Below are 20,232 nucleotides of genomic sequence, written 5' to 3'. Positions count from 1 at the left end.
TGGCCGCAAGGGCCGGGCCTGTACATGACTGCCGGGCAAGGCGCTTTTCTGGACGCAGCACGAGGTTCCGAAGCGCGGTGGCGCTAGCGGTTTCGGGTTCTGCGGTGAAAGGCGTCAACAGCTTTGATCCGAGGCATCAGGGCTGCCGGGGTATCAAAGTCGCGCGGGGTTCAGTCGCAACCGTGGGTGGCGTGGTGCGGCGAGAAGGTGAAGGCGAACAGCACGCTGCGGCGCCGGCGATTGATCGCGCAGTCGTGTCGGGTAACGGCGAGGATGTCCGTTGGGCTCATTGAGGTAAAAGCGCAAGCGGATAGGGCAGGGACATACATCGGATTGGTCGGGTCGGATTAAAAGAGTCGCACAGCCTACGCCAGGCCCGGAGGGCAAAGCAATTGCGGGTATCGAGAGCACGCTGGTCTACGTGTAATTGCCATCAGAATGCCTTTTCGGTTAAATTGAGATTGGTTCTCAACTGCGTATCATTACCATGTCCTCCGGTGCCTCTCCACCCGAAGCTCCTCAGTCCATCACCAGCCTGTACTGTGACCACCATGGTTGGTTGGTGCGCTGGTTGCGGATGCGCCTGGGATGTTCTCATCAGGCGGCAGACATGGCCCAGGACACCTTTGTGCGGTTGCTGCTCAGTGAACGCAAAGGCCCGGCCACTCCTCTGCTGCAAAAGCCCCGCTACTATCTGGCGACTATCGCACGGCGAGTGATGGTCGACAGTTTCCGCCGCAGAGCGCTGGAGCAGGCTTATCTGCAAGCGCTGGCCCAGCAGCCGGAGGCCTATGCGTTGTCACCTGAAGACAAGCTGCTGATGGTCGAAGCGCTGCATGCGGTAGATGCCATGCTCGACGGCTTGGGGCGCAAGGTGAAACAGGCGTTTCTCCTCTCGCAATTGCAAGGCATGGGCTACAAGGAAATCGCCGCCAGACTGGGGGTATCGGTCAGTTCAATTACCCAGTATGTGGCCAAGGCTTCCGAGCATTGCCTGTTGTTCGCCCTGGAATCCGAGCTGTGACTGTCGACGAAAAACGTCAGGCATTGCGCGCTGCAGCACAATGGTTAGCCCGCCGCTCGGGGGCGCCAGACGATATAGCGCTGCAAGACGCCTGGCGCCGCTGGTGCATGGAAACCCCGACCAACCACTGGGCCTGGCAGCGAGTTGAGCGACTGCAACTGCAATTGGGCAAACTGCCGAGTGCCATGGCGTACGAGGTGCTCGATCACGCGCCTGTCGCGCTGGCGCAGCTGAACCGTCGTTCACTGCTCAAAGGAATCATCGTGATCGGTGGTGTCAGCGGTCTGGGGTGGTCCGGCTACCGGCAGGCACCCCTGTGGATGGCTGATCAGCGCACCGCGATCGGCGAGCGGCGCAGCCTGCAATTGGCCGATGGCACCCGGCTGACCCTCAACACCTCGACCGCTGTGGATATCCAGTTCGACGCCCAAGTGCGCTTGATAAAGCTGCGGGCCGGGGAAATCCAGGCCCAGACCGGCAAAGACCCCCGGCCCTTTATCGTGCGTAGCGCCCAGGGCGATATGCAGGCGTTGGGCACCCGGTTTGACGTGCGGCAGCATGCCGGCACTACCACGTTGAGCGTGTCGGAACATGCGGTGCAGGTCCGCCTGGGTAACGGTCGGACTCAAAGGGTCGACGCCGGGCAGACGATGAGTTTCAGCCGCGACGATTTCGGCCCACTGCAAGCGGCGGCGCCGGGCAGTGACAGTTGGGTGGAGGGCTTGTTGCGGGTTGACGACTGGCCCTTGCAGCGTCTGCTTGGCGAGTTGAGCCGCTATCGTCCGGGCTACCTGGGCTGCTCGGACGACGCAGGCAGCCTGGTCCTGTCGGGTGTGTTCCCGCTGGACAACACCGAGCTGGCCCTGGCCGCCATCGCTCGTGCACTTCCGGTGCAGGTGCTCCAGCGCACCCGCTACTGGACCCGGGTGCTGAAGAAAACCTGATCGGCAAAAAAAACACTCGGGTCTCTGTAGAAAGGCCTGAGCCTGTTCGACCTACTCCTGAACTTATAAAACTCTGCCAAACATTTCAGGAGCTTTCATGTCCCCCCGGCAAATCAACTACCTTGATGATCGCCCCTATCGGGCTCGCAAATCGCCGCTGGCCAAGGCCATTCTCTGCGCAAGCCTGGCCTTGCCGTGCATGCTCCTGACGCCCATGGGCGTCAACGCCGGGCAGGCTCAGCCCAGTACCGAACAGCGAAGCTTCAGGATCCCGGCAGGCCCGGTGGGGGCGGCGATTACCCGCTTCTCCGCAGAGGCCGGGGTGGTGGTGTCGTTCGATGCCAGCTTGGCCGCCGGGCGCAAGACTTCCGGGTTGAATGGCGCCTACAGCATCGAGCAGGGGTTCGCCGTATTGCTCGAAGGCAGCGGTCTGCGGGCACAGAAGATTGATGCAAGAACCTATCTGGTCTCCCGCCTGGAGCCTAACGGAGCATTGGATCTTGGCGCCGTCCGCATCGATGCCCAGGAAATGGAGGGCACGACTGAGGGGACGGGCTCGTACACCACGGGTGTGACCAGCACCGCGACCAAACTGAACCTTTCACTGCGCGAAACGCCGCAGTCGGTCAGCGTTATGACCCGCCAGCGCATCGACGACCAGAACTTGCGCAGTATCGGGCAGGTGCTGGAACAGACGCCTGGAATCAACGTGCAAAGCCCGGGCAGTGACCGGCTGTATGTTTTCTCCCGGGGTCTGGCCATTGATAACTATCAATATGACGGCATGCCCACCACGTCCTTTGCCTTCACCCAGGCCTTGCCGCAATCGCTGTCCGACATGGCGATCTATGACCGGGTCGAGGTGCTGCGCGGGGCTTCCGGGTTGCTGTCCGGCGCTGGTGATCCTTCCGGCACGATCAACCTGATTCGCAAAAAACCGACCTCGACGTTTCAGGGGTACATCAGTGCCGGCCTGGGCTCCTGGAACCTGTATCGCAGCGAAGTGGATGTGTCCGGACCGCTCACCGAGAACGGTGCTTTGCGCGGGCGTGCAGTGGCGGCCTATCAGCAGGGCAACAGTTTTACCGATCATCTGCAGCAGGAAAAAACCATCCTCTATGCAGTGATGGAAGCTGATGTGAGCGACAGCACGCTGCTGACCCTGGGTGTCGAGTACCTCGACAATGACCCGCGTGGGTTCTCCACCACCGGGTTGCCGTTGCTCGACAGCAAGGGCAATCGCCTGCACACCTCGCGCAGCGATAACCCTGCCAGCCGCGACAGCAGCAATCGCCAGGAATCGGTGAACACCTTCGCCTCGATCGAGCACAAGCTGGCGTATGACTGGACCTTGAAAGTCTCCGCCAACGCCATGTATGGCACCCGGGATTACGACTCGATCATCGTCGGTACCACCACCGGTTTCGTTAACGCGCAGACCGGCAGCGGCCTGAGCTACACCGCAACCAAGGGCGACAACACCCAGGAACAAAAAGGCCTGGATATCATGTTCTCGGGCCCGTTCCAGTTCATGGGGCGCGAGCATGAGTTGGTGTTTGGCTTCAACTTCCAGGACTACGAAAACCGCCGCGACGGCTTTGGCAACCTGCTGGCCAATGGCACCAGCAACAACGGCGTCAGTGGCAAACCGGTGAATATCTACAGCTGGGACAACTACGCGCCCCGCGCTGCCTACAATTTCAACCGCGAAGACGACAACATCGACCAATGGCAGAATGGAGCCTACCTGGCGACTCGTCTCAAGCCCACCGATGAGCTATCGCTGATCCTCGGGGCACGGGTAAGCAACTACCGCTACGATGCCTCGCTGCACTACAACGTGGCCAACATGGTGGCCTATAACACCGACGATACATTGCGGGTCAACGGCGAAGTCACGCCCTATGCCGGCGTGGTTTACGACCTGACTCCCAACCACTCGGTCTATGCCAGCTACACCAGCATCTTCAAGCCGCAGCCGTACCGCACCAGCGCGGGAAAGATGCTGGATCCCCGGGAAGGCAACAACTACGAGATCGGCCTCAAAAGTGATTACTACGACGGTCGGCTGAACACATCCATCGCGTTGTTCGAAGTTGATCTGGAGAATGATGCCGTGGCCGATGGCATGGTCGCTGGCAGCGATACATTGACGGCCTATGTGGCGAAAAAGACCAGGACCCGGGGCGTCGATCTGGAAGCCAGCGGCGAGCTGCTACCGGACTGGAACCTGGCTGCCAGTTACAGCCACAGCGTGGTCAAGGACGATGACCACGAGCGGATCAAAACCACGATCCCTGCCGATCTGCTGAAAATCTGGACCACCTACCGCCTGCCCGGCGAGTTGGATCGCCTGACCATAGGCGGGGGTGTGAACTGGCAAAGCGGGATCCACATGACGATCGATAGCGGGCGCCTGCCTGCCCCGACACAGGTCAAGCAGGGCGACTACGCCACCGTGAACCTGATGACCCGCTATCAACTGACGCCCCAGTGGTCGGCCACTGCCACGGTCAACAACCTGTTTGACAAGAAGTACATCAGTTCCCTGGATAGCAACTTCTACAGCGGCTCATACGGCGAGCCGCGCAACTTGATGGTGAGCACCAAATACAGCTTCTAGGCCGGTAGCCGCTTCGTGGGCGAGGGGTAACCTCCCTCGTCTGCGATGGCCCGTGACCGGTTTGGGCTCATTCAGCACAACGCTGTTTAAAACGGCGAGCAACCAGCGCCAGGCCAAAACGAAAAAACCCGCCAGAAGGCGGGTTTTTTGGTGGTTTCAGAGCTTTTGAAAGCCTTCTCTGCAACCTTGTGTGGCTCCACGACCTGGACTCGAACAGAAAAATAAGCATTTGTTTTACAATGAAATTATGCTGATTTTTAGTATTCATATCCCTACGATTATCCTAATCAAGCCCGTATTTTATTGGAGTTCTTTCGATTCCCCATGAGCACGGCAGCAGCAAGCTGCCGAAGGTGGCGTACCCAGGCCATTCTGTGCTGGATCAGGAAAGTACATCCGAATGACTCCTTTTGGTTGTGACTGCTTGTCATAAATGGCCGAAAGCAACCCAAAGCAGCCAATCAATTTCAATTCAAGTTGGGTGCGTTCACCTGTGAGCGGGGCGAGCAACTGTTCAGGTCATAAAACTGGAGCATGACTGCAGGTGGCCTGAACACGATGCGAAGATCCATGTGAGGTCAATCAACGGATCCGCTGGTTACCACGGTGAATTTCCGGCTGAACTCAAAGACCTCGCAGACCCCCGTGTGCCCAGCCGGAATCGAGACGGCATCGCCCGCGCTCATCTCGAATCGCTCGCCGGTGTCCATGGTGATGGCGATGCGACCTTCGATCAGCACGAAGGCTTCATCATTATCGAAGCGCCAGTCAAACTTCGACGGTTGTGAAGTGAAGAACGCCACGGCTTTGTACGGGGTTTTCACGCCGACCGTACGCAGAAGCTTCATCCGGGTGTCGGGATTGCCTTCGATCACATCATCGCCCAGTGGGTAGGCAAGCCAGCCATCGGGAGTGTTCAGCGATGCCAGGGCTACGGAATCGATTGGATTGGGAAGTGTGGGGCGAACGGTCATCTTTTCGGTGCCTCGTATTGGAAGAGGTGGATGAACGACTATGACAAGTGGCATAGTCGAGGTCGAGACTACATCAAAATATGACAGGTGGCATAATTTTTACGATGAGCGCTTCCACTCGTGACCGAATGATCGTCGGCGCCGCGGATCTTCTGCGCCGCAAGGGCATGACCGCGACCAGCATGCGCGAGGTCGTTCGTTACTCGAACACGCCGCGCGGCTCCATTGCGCACCACTTTCCCGGCGGCAAGCGTCAGCTGCTTGAGGCCGCCGTCGACCACGCGGGTCGAGAGGTTAGCGAGCCGCTGGTGCAGCTGCTGGGCAAGCATGGTCCTTTGAAAGGTTTGGAGCTGTTCGTCGCCCTGTGGCGCAGCACCCTTGAAGAGACGGCCTTCCAGGCCGGCTGTGCGGTGTTGGCCGTGGCGGTCGAGCAGTACACGTCCGACCAGCGCGGCGAGTCGGAAACCGAACTGGAAGCGCAGATCCAGTTGCAGCTGCTGGATCAGGCCAACGGCATCTTTGTGCGATGGCAGGAAATCATCAGTCATTCGCTACAGGAAGCGGGCGTAGCGGAAATCCGCTCTCGCAGCTTGGCACTGTTCGCGATTGCTTCCATCGAGGGTTCTGTCGCGCTGTGCAGAGCCGCTCGCAGTGTGGAGCCGCTCGACCTGATCTGGCAGGAATTGCAACGGAGTTTTGAGCGGGAACTGGCCTAGACGCCTACGCCCGCTGATTCCAGCTGATGCAGGCCTCGCTCGGTCACAGCATCTATGTAGCTCGGATCGCCATAGATACGAGCCAGCAAGATAGCCCCCTCGAAGTCGGCAACCAACTGCCTCGCCAGCCGTTGCGCCTCCTCCTGGCTGTACCCGGCGCTATAGAGCTTGGCGAACGCGGCAGTCCAGTCATCCAGGAAGAGCCGGATCGGCTCCATCAGCTCCACCTTGCCATAGGTGGCATCGACCGCGACGACGCCCATCAGACAACCGATCGAGTCGTCCTGGAAGAGCTTCTTGGCTTTGCGCCCCATGCTTGTGAGTCGCTCTTGCGGAGCCAGGTTTTCATCGAAGGCGATGGAGAACAGCGACTGTTTCAACCGCTCATGCGTCCAGCCCAGCACGTCCCGCAGTAGCGATTCCTTGTTGGGGTAGTGATGGTAGAAGGACGCCTTGGTCAACCCGCAGGCGGACGACAACGCATCCATGGTGGTGCCGTGGTAGCCGAGGCGCTTGAAGGTATTGGCGCAGCGCTGCAGAAGCTCATCGCGTGGGATTTTCAGTGGGCGCACGGGTTACTCCTGCTCTAAATCATGCAGATTGATTCTACGTCATAAGCCTTGGCGTCTCAATTTGACGGTTACCGAATGTTTGTTTAGTTTTATCAAACCGAACATTCGGTAAGTAATTAGAGCCCGCCTGGAATTGCCAGGCAGCCCCCTCATTAAGCCAGGAGAAGTCTCCCATGAGCGAAGCAAACAGCGGTCCGGGTCGCGTTACCCGAGAGCAGCGTGGTCATCTGTTCCTTATCGGTCTTGAACGGGCCGGCAAACGCAACGCTTTCGACAGCGCCATGCTCAATGACTTGGCCCTGGCCATGGGGGAATTCGAGCGCAACGATGAAATGCGCTGCGCCGTCGTGTTCGCCCACGGCGACCATTTCACGGCAGGCCTCGATCTGATGGAGCTGACGCCGAAGCTGGCTTCGGGCGGCTTCAAGTACCCGGACGAGGGTATCGACCCGTGGGGCGTCTCGAAGCCGCGCCGCACCAAACCAGTGGTCCTCGCCGTGCAAGGCACCTGCTGGACTGCGGGCATCGAGCTGGTGCTCAACGCCGACATCGCGATTGCCGCCAGCAACACCCGCTTCGCCCACCTGGAGGTGCTGCGCGGCATTCCGCCGTCTGGCGGCTCCACCGTGCGCTTTACTCAGGCCGCAGGTTGGACTAACGCCATGCGCTACATGCTGACCGGCGAAGAGTTTGGGGCTGACGAGGCGCTGGCTATGCGTTTGTTGACCGAGGTCGTTGAGCCAGGCCAGGAACTGGCGCGCGCCATCGAGTACGCCGAGCGCATCGCCAAAGCCGCACCGCTGGCCATCAAGGCCACCCTGCAGTCTGCCTTCCAGGCGCGCGACGAGGGTGACGATGCCGCGCTCTCCAAGCTCAACGAACTGCTGTTCACGCTGATCAAGAGCGAAGACGTGCGTGAAGGCGTCATGGCGATGATGCAGAAGCGCGAACCGGTGTTCAAAGGTCGTTAACCAATAAGGCAGGGGCAAGAGATGCTGCAGTACCAAGCACCACTGGAGGAGTTCAACTTCCTCGCTCACAAGGTTCTTCGACTTTCAGAGCTGTTGCCTCTGCTGCCAGAGCACCACCATATCGACGTCGACCTGTTCAAGGCCACTCTGGAGGTCGGTGCCGAGCTCACCCAAGAGCAACTGCTGCCCTTGAACGGCAGCGGCGATGCCGAGGGTTGCAGGCTTGAACAGGGTGGGGTCAAAACCCCACAGGGCTTCAAGTCAGCTTACCGCCTGTTTCAGGAGAACGGCTGGCCCGCCCTGACGGTCCCACTGTCCATTGGGGGGCAAGGTTTCCCAGGAACGGCAGGTGTCTTCTTTGACGAGATGCTCGCCTCCACCAACCTGTCTTTCAGCATTTTCGCCAACGTGCGCGAAGGTGTTCTCCGTTGTGTCGACCGATTCGGCGATGAGCGGGTTCGATCCCTGTTTTCCGACAAGCTTGCCAGTGGCGAATGGCTTGGCACCATGTGCCTTACCGAGCCTCAGGCTGGCAGCGATCTTGGTCTGATTCGCACGACTGCAGTCACGCAGTCGGATGGCTCCTACCTCCTGAGTGGAACCAAGATATTCATCTCGAACGGCGATCACGACCTGACCGAGAACATCGTTCACCTGGTGCTCGCCAGAACGGAAGGGGCCCCGGCAGGTACTGGCGGCCTCAGCCTATTCGTCGTGCCGAAATACCAATTGGAGGTTCCTGCCTCAGCCAACGGGGTGTCGGTCATCGCGCTTGAGCACAAGCATGGCATTCGTGCCAACGCCACATGCGCCCTGGCATTCGAGAATGCCAGGGGCTACCGCGTCGGCGAATTGAACCGTGGCCTTGCCTGCATGTTCCTGCTGATGAACAGCGCACGGCTCGCCGTCGGTGTCCAAACCGTAGGTCTGGCCGAGGTCGCTTACCAAAACGCGCTGCGCTATACCCAGGAGCGCTTGCAAGGCCGCGCGCTGAATGGTGCCACGCACCCCGATCAACCCGCTGACCCTCTGTTAAGTCATATTGGCGTCAAGTCGAGCCTTGTTCAGCAGCGGCTGTTTATTGAGCCAGCACGCTTGCTCTGCGCCTGGGTCGGCACCCTGCTTGATGAAGCGCGTTGCCACCCGGATGACGCGCGACGCAAGGAGGCCTCACAGCTGGCAGAGTTGTTGACCCCCATCGTCAAGGGCTACCTGTCTCAGCACGCGGGTACACATATCTCGTCCGCTCTCCAGCTGTTCGGTGGGCACGGTTACATCGTCGAAACCGGCATGGAGCAGCTGCTGCGCGATGCGGCCATCTGTCCGATCTATGAAGGCACGAACTACATCCAGTCTCTGGACTTGCTAGGGCGCAAGACTCTGAGCGATCAGGGACAGCGCTTGGGGATCTTCCTCAGCCACATCCCCGCGCTAGCCGAGCGTCTGCGCCAGCGTCCAGGACTGGAAGGGGTCGCCACGACCTTGGCGTCATGGGGGACCGAGTTCGAACCATTGGTTCAGCAACTATCGGTCGATACGGTTTTCAACCGGGACGTTGTGGGTTTGGTTGCGCCGGACTTCCTTGAACTGCTGGGTACCGTTGTTTTTGGCTATTTGTGGGCATGGATCGCGGATGCCGTCGCGCCGTCAACGTCTGATGAAGAATTCCTCAGAAGCAAACCTGCTCTGGCCCGTCTGTATTTTTCCGAAGCCGAAGTACGTGTTCCTTCACTTATCGAAAAGCTGAAGCGCAATGCATCGCGTCTTGGGCTGCTCGAACAGATCCAACTCTGCTAGGGCGGACCACAGATGAATCGTTCAAATAAAAAAGATAATGAGAAACTGAAGTTAGTCAGTACCCCGCAGAGTGGCAGCGAGCTTGCTGACCTTGGGGTTTGCACCATAGAAGAGCTGCTGCAGCGTAGCGCTATGAAAACGCCTAAAGCCCCGGCCCTGTCGGCAATGGGTGCCAACATAAGCTACGAGCGATTACAGAATCTGAGTGCTGCGGTAGCGACCTGGTTGATCAACCAGGGGCTGCAACCGGGAGCTCGGGTTGCAGTCGCTTTGCCGAACATGCTCGCCCATCCGGTGGCGTGCCTGGGAATAATCCGGGCGGGTTTGATCGCCGTCTGTGTGAACCCTTTGTATACGCCGCAGGAGCTGGCGCAGGTTTTCAAGGACAGTGAAGTCAAAGCCGTATTTCTCTTCGAACCCATGGGCCAGGGTGTCCAGCAGGCCATGCTCAAGGCCGGTGTAAGTATTGCTGTGCAAGTCGCCCCAGGTGATCAACTAGGCTGGCGACGGTCATTGGTTAATTGGTTAGCTCATCGACGCTTGGGTAGTAAGTTCACCCGCATAGAAGGAGCCGTCGACTGGCGCAAGGTCGTAGCGACTCGTGCGACCAAACTAAGTCGACGCGCGCCCATTACAGCCGAGCAGACGGCCTTCATACTCTATAGCGGTGGCACTACAGGGCAGCCCAAAGGAGTGCCCATCAGTCATCGGGCTTTGCTGTTCAACGTTGGCCAACAGCATTCGGCTCTGCGTCCGCATCTTTTAGGCAGGGCCGAGCCGGATTACGTGTTGCTGCTCGCGGTGCCGCTCTACCACATTCTCGGCCTGGGCAATCTGCTCTTCACCCTGGCCAAAGGCGGTAAAGCGATATTGGTGATGAATCCACGCGATACCACGGCGTTTGTCAAAGAGTGGTCCCGGCACCGCATAAGCAGTTTCCCCGGCGTCAACACCCTCTACAACTCGCTCCTGGAGAACGAAGAATTTCACTCGCAGGACTTCACGGACCTCGCTCTCTGCCTCGGTGCGGGCATGCCGGTCAGCGAGTCCACGGCCAAGTTCTGGCACCGGATCACTGGCTGCCATATCACCGAAGCCTACGGTATGACTGAAACCGGACTGATTTCCTGCAACCCGGCCGGACGCTCCCGCCCCGGCTCGGTAGGTTTGCCAGTAGCGGGAATTGAAATTTCCCTACGAAGCGAGAATGACGACGAGGTCACCGTCGGTGCCGGCGAGATATGTGTGCGCAGCCCCGCCATCATGGCCGGTTACTGGCGACGGCCCGAAGAAAACGCGTCTGCATTCACCAGCGATGGCTTCTTCCGCACGGGGGACATCGGTCTCTTCGACCCGGACGGCTATCTGCGCCTGGTCGACCGCAAGAAGGAAATGATCATTTCCTCGGGATTCAAAGTCTTCCCTTCGGAGATCGAGCGAGTTCTGAATGCTCACCCCGGGGTGATGGAGTCGGCGGTCGTGCCGGCTCCTGACGAGAAGGCCGGAGAAATACCCATCGCCTACGTCGTTCGTCGCCAACCCTATCTGGATGAGGCCCACGTGATCGCACACTGCGAAAAGTATCTGGTCAGCTACAAGCGTCCCCGCCGCATCATCTTCCGAGACGACTTGCCCAAGAGCAATGTGGGCAAGATTCTCCGAAAAGAACTGGTTGGCGCAGAACAGCAGGAGTGCTCTGAATGACTCTGCCTAATTCAGCCGCCACCTTCTCGGTGATTGATCAACTGACGCTAGTGGCCGACGACGGCTACCGCCTCGCCGCCACCCACTATTCAGCACAGGGCAATCTGAAGGGCAACCTGATCATGGCCGGTGCGACCGGTGTGCAACAGCGTTTCTACCGCCGCTTCGCCGAGCATGCCAGTAAACAAGGCTTCAACGTCCTGACTGTCGATTACCGAGGTATCGGAGAGTCCAGGCCCACATCCCTGAAAGGTTTCGAGATGTCCTACCTGGACTGGGGCTTTCGCGATCTGGCAGCAGCCGTTGAGCACATGGACGATGGCAGGACTCCGCTGTTCTGGGTCGGCCACTCCTTTGGTGGGCATGCTCTGGGCTTGCTGCCCAATCATCACAAGATCACTTCTGCCTATTGCTTCGGTACTGGCGCCGGATGGGCCGGGTGGATGCCCAGGCTTGAAGCCTTCAAAGTTCGCCTGCTGTGGTCTTGTGTTCTGCCGCTGATCGTCGCGTACAAGGGCTACATGGCCTGGAGCATGCTGGGGATGGGCGATGACCTGCCACTGGGTGTCTATAAAGACTGGCGGCGCTGGTGTGCCCACCCCCATTACTTTTTCGACGATCCCTCAATGGCTCCGGTCGCCAGCCTTTATGCCGAAGTCCGCATGCCCTGCGTCTTCGCCAATGCGGTGGATGACCCATGGGCGCCTCCTGCCTCGCGAGACGCCTTCCTCAAGGGTTATCGCAATGCTCCGTTGCTGACGCGTGATCTCCATCCCGAGACGAAAAAGCACCCCATCGGTCACATGGGGTATTTCCGGGCTTCAGCTACGGATGCCTGGGACGAGGTGCTCAACTGGTTTGCGGCGCAGAGCAACAGTACAACGACGCAAAGTCGCGCTGGCACGGGATGCCGCTGATGAGCACCACCGCGCCACGCACAGAGTTTTCTGCATCTGCCAAGGTATTCCGCTCACTGGTCGAAAGTCGGCGCGCAGTGCGACATTTCACGGCCGAAGCGGTGCCCAAGGCGGTTATCCAGGAGTGCCTGGAGCTGGCAATGCTGGCACCTAGCTCATGTAATCTGCAGCCTTGGTCTTTTCATGTCGTACGCAATCCCGATCTCCTGCAACAACTGCAGCCTGTGTGTTTGGGCCAGAGCGCTGCGAAAGCACCGCTGATCATTGCCGTGTTCGCACATTCGAACACCTGGGAACAGGCATGTGCCGATGTACTCAGGCTTTGGCCAGAACCCGCTGTGCCCAAGGCGATTGAGCATTTCTACAAGAACAGCGCCCCATTCCAGTACAACCAAGGCTGGTTGGGTTGGCGCGGTTTGCTCAAACGACAGATGGTCAGGCTGATGGGCTTCAGGCGCCCCGTCATGCGCACGCCCAATAGCCTGGAACAGATGCGACTCTGGGCCGTGAAGTCGACAGCGCTGGCGGCGCAGAACCTGATGCTGGCGTTCCAGAGCCACGGCTACAGCACCTGCCCCATGGAGGGCTTCGATGAGAAGCGTCTGAAGCAGGTGCTGCCCGTTCCGAAAGGCGCAATCCCAGTCATGCTGCTGGCGGTCGGGATGCCCGGAGAACGCGCGGTCTACAACCCACGGTTGCGCTTCCCGCTCAATCAGCGCGTGGCGTGGCATTGATCATCCGCACAGAACAATAACAAGAGGGCTAGCTGCCATGGCTTTTACCCAAATCGACTACGAGACACACGGCCCTATCAGGGTCATCCGTTTCAATCGCCCAGACAAGCGCAACTGCATTGGGCCAACCACCCACTTGGAGCTGGTGGAGGCCTGGACACGTTTCCGGGATGACCAGAGTGCTCTGGTTGCGATCATCACTGGTGCCGGCGACAAAGCTTTCTGTACCGGTGGAGACCTTGAGGCAGGATTTGACCTGGTGCCTTCCACCGCGGACGAGATTGCTGCGCACGACCGCGGCGAGCGCCCGGGTATTCTCGGACCCAGCCGTTGGACGGACATCTACAAGCCCGTGATCGCTGCTGTGAATGGCGCTGCCTACGCCGGCGGCCTGGAATGGGCCTGCTTCGCAGACATGCGCATCGCCGAGGAGCACGCCTCCTTCGGTGTGACCTGTCGCCGCTGGAACATTGGCCTGGCCGATGGCGGCAGCCAACGCCTGCCGCGCATCGTGGGGTTGGGCAGGGCAATGGAGCTGATCCTGACAGGCAAGGTCATCTCGGCCTCTGAAGCCCTCACCATCGGCTTGGCCAATGAAGTGGTCCCCAAAGGGCGCTCACTGGAGCGTGCGATGGAACTGGCCAAATTCCTCTGTGCCCTCCCTCAACCCGCCATGTGCGGGGACAAGGAGGCCGCGATCCGCGGCTATGGCCAACCCCTGTCTGAGGGCTTGCGCATCGAGGCGGAGTGTTTCAACCGTTCCATCCATCAACCCGAGACCCGCGAGGGGCTGCGTCGCTTTCTTGAGCGCGATCATCCCGACAGACGCTCCGATGCGCCAACTAAGACGCCAGGTTTGATCAGGGACTGAGGAGAACACCATGCGATTTAACCTTTTGCTTCAACTACATCTTTTCGCCGTGGCCTTCTGGCTGGGCGTCGTAGCGGTCGAGTACCTGCTTGAACGCACCCGAGCACAGAGTCGGAGTCAGGGCTTCACAGTCGCCAGGCTGCACAGCCAGATCGATCTGTTCTTCGAGATGCCCGCCTTCAGCGTGGTGCTGGTGACCGGATTGCTGCTCATCGAGCCTGCGCGCTCCGACGGAATTTATGCCCTAAAAGTTGTGGCAGGAGGCATCGCTGTTCTCGGCAATGCACTGTGCCTTGTGCCCGTACTGAAGCGACGTGCATCCGCAGAGACAGACGACCTCGCCGATGTCATTTATCAGTCAAAGATGATCGACCAGATCTCCTTGTTGGCCATCCCGGCTGGGCTGGTGGCACTAGCCTGTGGTGTCTATCTGACGGTACTTCGCTGACATCTTGATACCCTGCTCAAAGGTTCGTTTTTGGCCGGTTGTTGGCCCTTGTTTGGCGGTTGAACTGCCAGGACTTTCCTAGACGATGAGCAAGCAAGTGCACGGTCAGCAGATAGTAATAGCGCGTCGATTCAGCGTGCTGGTTCATATGGTGATATAGGAACCATGCGAGATGCTTTTGCTGCCAAGTCCATGGATTGTCGCGTCGCCAGCGATCAGCTATTGCTGTTTGGATAGCCTTCGCTGACGCAGGTGGCGTTGGCGTGTGGTATGAGACCCGCCCGCCAGGAACAACTCCATATCGAATGCCTTACTCATGCTCGGCCCCCTATGTAAGCCGAAACTACGTCGATACGACCGTGCCCCAGCTCATAGCTGATTTGTGCTCGGGCCTCCTGATCGAGGTGTCGGTCGGGCTGGTAGCAGCTGCCACCGTTGATGGGTGCAGGATGCTGGGTGATTTGCTCATAGCGTTTGCACGCATAGGTCGCCCGCAATTCGTGGAAACCCTTGAGGTTGTGCGCATGGAGAATCTCCCGTGCGGGGCGAACGATTACCTGTTGGAAATCGAGGTAGCGTTCATTCGCTGCAAGCAGGTTGCGGCTACCGTCAGGCGAGACTTGAAGGGCGAATGCCAGTGCGTCGAGGATGTGCTCATCCACCGAGGGGCCGAGGCGCCGGATCGGCCACCTTTGGTGCCGTCTTGGATGTTGATCCTCCCGAGTTGCTCGGCTTCCCGTTGTAGTCGGGGAAGGTCGGCCAAAATCGCCTCGCGTAAGCGCATACCGGTTGCTCGCGCCAACTGCGCGATGGAGGCGGCGCGCGACTGCTGATGTCCGCAGAGCCCGTCTACGACCCGCTTCACGTGTTCGCGGTCTTGGCCTTGCGGCACCGAGCGACGAACACTGGTGCGCCGCATTCCCAACGCCTTGCTCGGACTCGCCACCTTCACATACTGATCACCGCGCAGCGCAGCCATCGTTCGGTTCACGCTGGACAACCGGTTTTGCGCGGTGGCGATGCCGATAGCGCCTTGTTCAACGTGCTGGCGCAGATGTCCGGCGTAGTCCAGCAAGGTCTGCCGATCAATCTGCCGCGCATCGTTAAACCCTGGCCCATCCTCCGAGCGACACCAGCGTACAAACGCCTGCCAGCGATCACTGTGCGCCTTGACGGTCCCGTAATGCCCGCCGCCAAATAGATCGCGCAATGCCTGCGGCCCGGCATAACTCAGTTGCCGGCCATAGCCAAAATTGCGTCCATCTCGCCTGCCCACCAGTGCCATGATCGAACGCCTCTCGAAGCCAATACTTTTAAAACCTTCCCCACGTCATCCCGCCAAGAATGTTGAGTGTTATCAGGGATCAAGGCCCCTGCGGCCTGTGAGGGTTGTCCACTCACGCGGGACTGGCGGCTCCTTACGACCGGGAGCTTGGGCATCTCATGATCTGACCTCCTGAGCACTTCCGAGGAAGTGGGCGGGTGGAGGCTGCACTGGCTGACGAGACCAGCGCCGCGAGATCCTGAGTCGGGTGAAGGCAGTGATGAGATGACCGGGGCATGCCTGACTGTCAGTCAGGTGCAACCCATTCCTTGGGCTGCGGCACCATCATCTGCATCGCTGTTGCTGGTGACTTCGGTGTTTGTCACGCCGATTGTCACGAGGGGGAATGCCGCAAAGCCTTGTACGAGTTGGGCTGCAGCAGCGGTAGGAGCGCCCGTCTCTTTCCGGGAGAAAGAGACGGGCGCAGGTTGGCGCAATGAAATGGCCAAGCGAATAGGTTGCTGCAGGGCAGCTATAAAAGGGTATGAGTTGCCGCAGTGGGCACACTGGTAAAAGTAGGCATCCATCACTCGGTGAGTGACCGTGCGAGCCGCCGGACGCTAATCGCACTTTGGGAGAACCACCACGGTGTGGCGTAGCCTTAAAGGTTCTGGCTACCTGGGTTGCTGTCAGCGACAGCGCTTTGCCCGACCTTTTCTACGCCTGTGGAGAATTAGGGTCAAGGCTCGAATTTTCGGGAGTTCTGCGGCTGTGGATGAAATTATCCACTAATGGAAATCAGTGGTTTTCCACAGACAATTGCGTGGGCTTTAGATTTTTTAAGTGAGGTCCATCCAAACAGGGCGGCTTTGCAGCCCTGTTTGGATGGACCCGCGTGGACAAACGGATCACTGAGATATGAGGACCGAGCGCTTACTCAGTTGCGCCACGTTTTGCTTTTAGGCGAGTGACATTGGCACCCGTCTGATTGGCGAATTCGCGTGGGCTGACATGCTTCTGCTGATTAGCCTCAAGGTAGCGACTCCACCAGTTCATGATCAGCCTGCGCTCCTCGATGAACTCGGCCTTGTGGATGTAAGCGGCGCGGACGTTGTTGCGTTCCTTGTGGCTCATCTGCCGCTCGATGGCTGTGTCCGTCCACAAGCCTGACTCGATCAGTGCGCTGCAGGCCATCGAACGAAACCCATGCCCACAGATCTCGGATTTGGTGTCGTACCCCATCTTCCGAAGCGCGCTGTTCACCGTGTTTTCGGACATTGGTTTCCAAGACTTGGTATCGCCTGCGAACACCAAGTCAAATTTGCCTGTGATTGCGTGGATCTGCTCGAGCAGGGCGATCGCTTGCGGCGATAAGGGTACAAGATGGATATCGCCTGCCATCTTCGTACCCCTTGTGGAAAAGGGTACGCCTTCCAACGCTGGTCGCGTGTCGGGTATTTCCCAGACGCCACGTTTGAGGTCGAACTCGCTCCAGCGGGCGAAGCGCAGCTCGCTGGAGCGTACAAACACGTGCAGCGACAGCAAGACCGTCAGCCGGGTAAGTGCGCGGCCTTTATAGGTGTCGATCCGTTCCTGCAATTCAGGCAAGCGCGATAAGGATAAGGCGGGGCGGTGGACGACCCGCGAGGCTTTGATCGAGCCTACGAGGTCGTAAGCAGGGTTTACGGTGATAAGCCGGAGGCGCTTTGCCTCGCGCATGATGCTCTGCAGGTAGTTTTGTACCCTTAAAGCAATATCTATCGTTCCGCGCTTCTTAATCGCGTCCAGGGGCCGCATAAGGTCGTGGGTATCAAGGTCGACAATGGCGCGGGCGCCGATCAGCGGGAAGAGATGAGTTTTGAGGCGACTCATCACTGTCTTGGAATAGTCCGGTGCCCACTTGGCTGACATTTCCGTGTGCCAGCCGAGGGCAACGCTTTCAAAGGTGCGGCCTTTGATTAGGGCTTGCGTCTTGGCTTGGTGCTTGGCTCCTATAGGGTCAATGCCATCCGCCAGCATTCGCTTGACCTCCAAGCGCTTGCGGCGCGCATCCGAGAGGCCAACGATGGGGTAGTTGCCGAATGAGGTCAGTCCTTCCCGGCCATCAGGTTTGACGTATCTGAGACGCCAGCCTTTGCGGCCATTGGGTTGGACTAGAAGGTAAAGGCCGTCGCCGTCGAAAAGCTTGTAGGCGCGGTCTGTGGGCTTGGCCGAACGGCAAGCGGCGTCGGAGAGTGGAGCAGTAGTGCGCGACATAAGGGTACTCCCTTTTATCGAACTGACCTTTATCCCAAACTCTACCCTTAAAATGGCTGGTATCCACCGGAATCCGACAGAACGCCAAAACGAAAAAACCCGCCAGAAGGCGGGTTTTCGGGGGTTTCAGAGATTTTGAAAGCCTTCTCTGGAACCTTGTCTGGCTCCACGACCTGGACTCGAACCAGGGACCCAGTGATTAACAGTCACTTGCTCTACCAACTGAGCTATCGCGGAATGCGCCGTATCTTACTGATTGGAAAAGAGAAGTCAAGCGCGAGAAGCGATTTTGTCGGTGCTAGGGGTGTCAACCGTCGCGCGCGCGGCGGTTAAGGGTCAATCGGCAGTTGGCGGTTACCAGAACGGCGGTAGCGGTCTACCATGGCGCCCCGGAAGTGGTTTCACGCGCTGCCGGCCTCAAGCCGCAAAGGTACGCTTTATGACCCGCTTCATGGTTTCACCCGTTGCACCTGCCATTTCCTGCGCCCTGTGGGAGGTGTTCGCATGAGCATCGACCAGATCAGCCTGCCCAAGGGCGTAGGTCCACAGGCCAGCAAGTTGTGGGACGCCATTACCCAGGCCGGCACCGCCGAGGATCTGAATCGCGCCGGGGGCAAGGCCGAGGGTTTTGTCCTGGGCCTGGAAAGCGCTAAGGCGATCAAGAGCCAGGTTGCCGAATCCTTGTATGTCGCCTTTGACGACGCTGCCAGCCAGCGTGCCGCCGAACTGGCTGGCTGAGTTTCTCAGCCGCCGAAGGTGAGGGTGCCCAGCATGAACTTGGCGGCCAGTGTGGTGGCAGCCAATTGCACTAGCCACAGCGCCAGGCCGCCGAGAAACACTCCCAGGGCAACTTGCAGTACCAGGCTTTTTTCACGCTTTTGCTGGCGTGGGATGAAATGGTCAAGCTCGTCGCGGTCTGCCCGCAGGTCATCGTTTTTCATAGGCATTCTCGACAGGGAAGAGGAGGCGGATCGTGGTAGAAGCCGGCTTCTACAGGTGAGCGTAGTGTGGACTAAAAAGGGGAAGCCGATTGGCTTCCCCTTTTTGGTGTTGCCGGGTTGGACTCAGATCACCTGCACGATGGCCTTGGTCACGGCTTCGATGTTGTTCTGGTTCAGCGCGGCGACGCAGATGCGGCCGGTGTCCAGGGCATAGATGCCGAACTCGCCGCGCAGACGCGTCACTTGTTCAACGGTCAGGCCGGAGTAGGAGAACATGCCGCGCTGGCGACCGACGAAGCTGAAGTCGCGCTGCGGCGCGGCCTTGGCCAGCATGTCGACCATTTGCATGCGCATGCCACGAATGCGCAGGCGCATTTCTGCCAGTTCCTGCTCCCACTGGGCGCGCAGTTCCGGGCTGTTGAGGACCGCGGCGACGATGCTGGCGCCGTGGGTCGGCGGGTTGGAGTAGTTGGTGCGGATCACGCGTTTGACTTGCGACAGTACGCGGGCACTTTCTTCCTTCGACTCGCTGACGATCGACAGCGCGCCAACACGTTCGCCATACAGCGAGAACGATTTGGAGAACGAGCTGGAAACAAAGAAGTTCAGGCCCGATTCGGCGAACAGGCGCACGGCGGCGGCGTCTTCGTCGATGCCATCGCCAAAGCCCTGGTAGGCCATGTCGAGGAACGGCACCAGGTTTTTCGCCTTGACCACTTCCAGCACGTCTTTCCAGTCGGCCGGGCTCAGGTCGACGCCGGTCGGGTTATGGCAGCAGGCGTGCAGCACCACGATGGACTGGGCGGGCAGGGCGTTGAGGTCTTCCAGTAGGCCGGCACGGTTAACGTCGTGGGTGGCGGCGTCGTAGTAGCGGTAGTTCTGCACCGGGAAACCGGCGGTTTCGAACAGCGCGCGGTGGTTTTCCCAGCTTGGATCGCTGATGGCGACTACGGCATTGGGCAGCAGCTGCTTGAGGAAGTCAGCGCCGATTTTCAGGGCACCCGTGCCACCAACGGCCTGGGTAGTGATGACTCGGCCAGTGCTGATCAGCGGCGAATCGTTACCGAACAGCAGTTTTTGCACGGCTTGGTCGTAGGCAGCGATACCGTCGATCGGCAGGTAGCCCCGGGAAGCGTGTTGGGCTACGCGAATCGTCTCGGCTTCGACAACGGCGCGCAGGAGTGGAATTCGCCCCTCCTCGTTGCAGTAAACACCGACCCCCAGGTTGACCTTGTTGGTACGGGTGTCAGCGTTGAATGCTTCGTTGAGGCCCAGGATTGGATCGCGTGGTGCCATTTCGACAGCGGAGAACAGGCTCATTTTTACGGCGGCTCTGAATGGAGTGTGGAGGGACGTGTCGCGCTCCAGCCGAATGCACTAGAGCGGTGCACAAACGGGGAGCTAGTATAGAGGCCATCACTGCGGGCGGCGACAGGCGATTGAGCTTTTGCCGCAAGTTTTTCGGTTTATTTTTCG

General features: G+C 59.2%; 17 protein-coding genes, 1 tRNA gene and 2 pseudogenes. 12 read left to right on the top strand and 8 right to left on the bottom strand.

What is annotated here, in order from left to right; all coding sequences use genetic code 11:
* The first annotated feature begins 487 nt into the window (after positions 1-487).
* From AC19YX_RS06830 to AC19YX_RS06820, 3 genes are all read left to right on the top strand, one after another.
* Complete coding sequence (locus tag AC19YX_RS06830; RefSeq protein WP_201130268.1) at positions 488-1,024, top strand: sigma-70 family RNA polymerase sigma factor; 537 nt, start codon at positions 488-490, stop codon at positions 1,022-1,024.
* On the top strand, positions 1,021-1,968 hold the full coding sequence (locus AC19YX_RS06825; RefSeq protein ID WP_500605960.1) for a FecR domain-containing protein: 948 nt from the start codon (positions 1,021-1,023) through the stop codon (positions 1,966-1,968). Before AC19YX_RS06830 ends, AC19YX_RS06825 begins: the two co-directional genes overlap by 4 nt.
* Before the next feature lie 97 nt (positions 1,969-2,065).
* Positions 2,066-4,591: a TonB-dependent siderophore receptor gene (locus AC19YX_RS06820; protein WP_500605959.1), complete on the top strand. Its 2,526-nt coding sequence runs from the start codon at positions 2,066-2,068 to the stop codon at positions 4,589-4,591.
* A 578-nt stretch (positions 4,592-5,169) separates the two neighbouring features.
* Here the strand turns inward: AC19YX_RS06820 and AC19YX_RS06815 are convergent.
* Positions 5,170-5,565 carry a cupin domain-containing protein gene (locus AC19YX_RS06815; protein ID WP_020302267.1) on the bottom strand — a complete coding sequence of 132 codons (396 nt, stop codon included), beginning with the start codon at positions 5,563-5,565 and terminating at the stop codon, positions 5,170-5,172.
* Between the two features lie 128 nt (positions 5,566-5,693).
* Here AC19YX_RS06815 and AC19YX_RS06810 point away from each other — a divergent pair, with 128 nt between their 5' ends.
* Positions 5,694-6,281, top strand: a complete 588-nt coding sequence (locus AC19YX_RS06810; RefSeq protein WP_020302266.1) for a TetR/AcrR family transcriptional regulator — start codon at positions 5,694-5,696, stop codon at positions 6,279-6,281.
* Here AC19YX_RS06810 and AC19YX_RS06805 read toward each other — a convergent pair.
* Entirely contained in the window at positions 6,278-6,853 is a 576-nt protein-coding gene (locus tag AC19YX_RS06805; protein WP_020302265.1) for a TetR/AcrR family transcriptional regulator, read from the bottom strand. The two genes, AC19YX_RS06810 and AC19YX_RS06805, sit on opposite strands and share 4 nt — an antisense overlap.
* 173 nt (positions 6,854-7,026) lie before the next feature.
* Between AC19YX_RS06805 and AC19YX_RS06800 the strand changes: the two genes are divergently transcribed.
* The 7 genes from AC19YX_RS06800 to AC19YX_RS06770 are packed head-to-tail and all read left to right on the top strand — an operon-like array spanning position 7,027 to position 14,295.
* Positions 7,027-7,824, top strand: coding sequence for a crotonase/enoyl-CoA hydratase family protein (locus AC19YX_RS06800; protein ID WP_038442105.1), 798 nt, complete (start codon positions 7,027-7,029; stop codon positions 7,822-7,824).
* A 21-nt stretch (positions 7,825-7,845) separates the two neighbouring features.
* Positions 7,846-9,621, top strand: coding sequence for an acyl-CoA dehydrogenase family protein (locus AC19YX_RS06795; protein ID WP_115486828.1), 1,776 nt, complete (start codon positions 7,846-7,848; stop codon positions 9,619-9,621).
* Between the two features lie 12 nt (positions 9,622-9,633).
* Positions 9,634-11,325 carry an AMP-binding protein gene (locus tag AC19YX_RS06790; RefSeq protein ID WP_500605958.1) on the top strand — a complete coding sequence of 564 codons (1,692 nt, stop codon included), beginning with the start codon at positions 9,634-9,636 and terminating at the stop codon, positions 11,323-11,325.
* Positions 11,322-12,242, top strand: coding sequence for an alpha/beta hydrolase family protein (locus AC19YX_RS06785; RefSeq protein WP_020302261.1), 921 nt, complete (start codon positions 11,322-11,324; stop codon positions 12,240-12,242). Before AC19YX_RS06790 ends, AC19YX_RS06785 begins: the two co-directional genes overlap by 4 nt.
* Complete coding sequence (locus tag AC19YX_RS06780; protein WP_020302260.1) at positions 12,242-12,976, top strand: nitroreductase family protein; 735 nt, start codon at positions 12,242-12,244, stop codon at positions 12,974-12,976. The genes AC19YX_RS06785 and AC19YX_RS06780 overlap by 1 nt, the downstream gene beginning before the upstream one ends.
* Before the next feature lie 37 nt (positions 12,977-13,013).
* Positions 13,014-13,847, top strand: a complete 834-nt coding sequence (locus tag AC19YX_RS06775; protein ID WP_020302259.1) for an enoyl-CoA hydratase/isomerase family protein — start codon at positions 13,014-13,016, stop codon at positions 13,845-13,847.
* A gap of 10 nt (positions 13,848-13,857) precedes the next feature.
* Positions 13,858-14,295, top strand: a complete 438-nt coding sequence (locus AC19YX_RS06770) for a hypothetical protein (RefSeq protein ID WP_500605957.1) — start codon at positions 13,858-13,860, stop codon at positions 14,293-14,295.
* 16 nt (positions 14,296-14,311) lie between these two features.
* On the opposite strand, the pseudogene AC19YX_RS06765 reads toward AC19YX_RS06770, so the two are convergent.
* The 4 genes and pseudogenes from AC19YX_RS06765 to AC19YX_RS06750 all read right to left on the bottom strand — a co-directional run bounded on the left by AC19YX_RS06765 (position 14,312) and on the right by AC19YX_RS06750 (position 18,052).
* Positions 14,312-14,613: pseudogene (locus AC19YX_RS06765) on the bottom strand (hypothetical protein).
* Positions 14,610-15,580: pseudogene (locus AC19YX_RS06760) on the bottom strand (integrase domain-containing protein). The pseudogenes AC19YX_RS06765 and AC19YX_RS06760 overlap by 4 nt, the downstream one beginning before the upstream one ends.
* A 912-nt stretch (positions 15,581-16,492) precedes the next feature.
* Positions 16,493-17,815 (bottom strand): tyrosine-type recombinase/integrase, encoded by a 1,323-nt coding sequence (locus tag AC19YX_RS06755; RefSeq protein ID WP_020302255.1) that lies wholly within the window; start codon positions 17,813-17,815, stop codon positions 16,493-16,495.
* A gap of 161 nt (positions 17,816-17,976) precedes the next feature.
* Positions 17,977-18,052 (bottom strand) — tRNA-Asn (locus tag AC19YX_RS06750).
* Positions 18,053-18,319: 267 nt separating this feature from the next.
* Between AC19YX_RS06750 and AC19YX_RS06745 the strand changes: the two genes are divergently transcribed.
* On the top strand, positions 18,320-18,553 hold the full coding sequence (locus AC19YX_RS06745) for a hypothetical protein (protein ID WP_078471253.1): 234 nt from the start codon (positions 18,320-18,322) through the stop codon (positions 18,551-18,553).
* Between the two features lie 5 nt (positions 18,554-18,558).
* On the opposite strand, the gene AC19YX_RS06740 is transcribed toward AC19YX_RS06745, so the two are convergent.
* Together AC19YX_RS06740 and AC19YX_RS06735 are read right to left on the bottom strand one after the other, a co-directional pair.
* Positions 18,559-18,756: a hypothetical protein gene (locus tag AC19YX_RS06740; protein WP_078471254.1), complete on the bottom strand. Its 198-nt coding sequence runs from the start codon at positions 18,754-18,756 to the stop codon at positions 18,559-18,561.
* A gap of 123 nt (positions 18,757-18,879) precedes the next feature.
* A complete protein-coding gene (locus AC19YX_RS06735; protein WP_500605956.1) occupies positions 18,880-20,076 on the bottom strand; it encodes an amino acid aminotransferase in 1,197 nt (398 codons plus the stop codon).
* Between the last annotated feature and the right edge of the window lie 156 nt (positions 20,077-20,232).

It is taken from the genome of Pseudomonas sp. MF09150, assembly GCF_059862355.1.
The sequence above is the reverse complement of the archived record's forward strand: the minus strand, read 5'-3'. Positions and strand labels throughout refer to the sequence as shown.

Bases quoted from the DNA above. Each gene is read 5' to 3' on its own strand.
- AC19YX_RS06785 (WP_020302261.1), top strand. From the start codon at position 11,322: ATGACTCTGCCTAATTCAGCCGCCACCTTCTCGGTGATTGATCAACTG.
- AC19YX_RS06830 (WP_201130268.1), top strand. From the start codon at position 488: ATGTCCTCCGGTGCCTCTCCACCCGAAGCTCCTCAGTCCATCACCAGC.
- AC19YX_RS06815 (WP_020302267.1), bottom strand. From the start codon at position 5,565: ATGACCGTTCGCCCCACACTTCCCAATCCAATCGATTCCGTAGCCCTG.
- AC19YX_RS06820 (WP_500605959.1), top strand. From the start codon at position 2,066: ATGTCCCCCCGGCAAATCAACTACCTTGATGATCGCCCCTATCGGGCT.
- AC19YX_RS06780 (WP_020302260.1), top strand. From the start codon at position 12,242: ATGAGCACCACCGCGCCACGCACAGAGTTTTCTGCATCTGCCAAGGTA.
- AC19YX_RS06775 (WP_020302259.1), top strand. From the start codon at position 13,014: ATGGCTTTTACCCAAATCGACTACGAGACACACGGCCCTATCAGGGTC.
- AC19YX_RS06745 (WP_078471253.1), top strand. From the start codon at position 18,320: ATGAGCATCGACCAGATCAGCCTGCCCAAGGGCGTAGGTCCACAGGCC.
- AC19YX_RS06755 (WP_020302255.1), bottom strand. From the start codon at position 17,815: ATGTCGCGCACTACTGCTCCACTCTCCGACGCCGCTTGCCGTTCGGCC.
- AC19YX_RS06740 (WP_078471254.1), bottom strand. From the start codon at position 18,756: ATGAAAAACGATGACCTGCGGGCAGACCGCGACGAGCTTGACCATTTC.
- AC19YX_RS06810 (WP_020302266.1), top strand. From the start codon at position 5,694: ATGATCGTCGGCGCCGCGGATCTTCTGCGCCGCAAGGGCATGACCGCG.
- AC19YX_RS06800 (WP_038442105.1), top strand. From the start codon at position 7,027: ATGAGCGAAGCAAACAGCGGTCCGGGTCGCGTTACCCGAGAGCAGCGT.
- AC19YX_RS06795 (WP_115486828.1), top strand. From the start codon at position 7,846: ATGCTGCAGTACCAAGCACCACTGGAGGAGTTCAACTTCCTCGCTCAC.
- AC19YX_RS06770 (WP_500605957.1), top strand. From the start codon at position 13,858: ATGCGATTTAACCTTTTGCTTCAACTACATCTTTTCGCCGTGGCCTTC.
- AC19YX_RS06735 (WP_500605956.1), bottom strand. From the start codon at position 20,076: ATGAGCCTGTTCTCCGCTGTCGAAATGGCACCACGCGATCCAATCCTG.
- AC19YX_RS06790 (WP_500605958.1), top strand. From the start codon at position 9,634: ATGAATCGTTCAAATAAAAAAGATAATGAGAAACTGAAGTTAGTCAGT.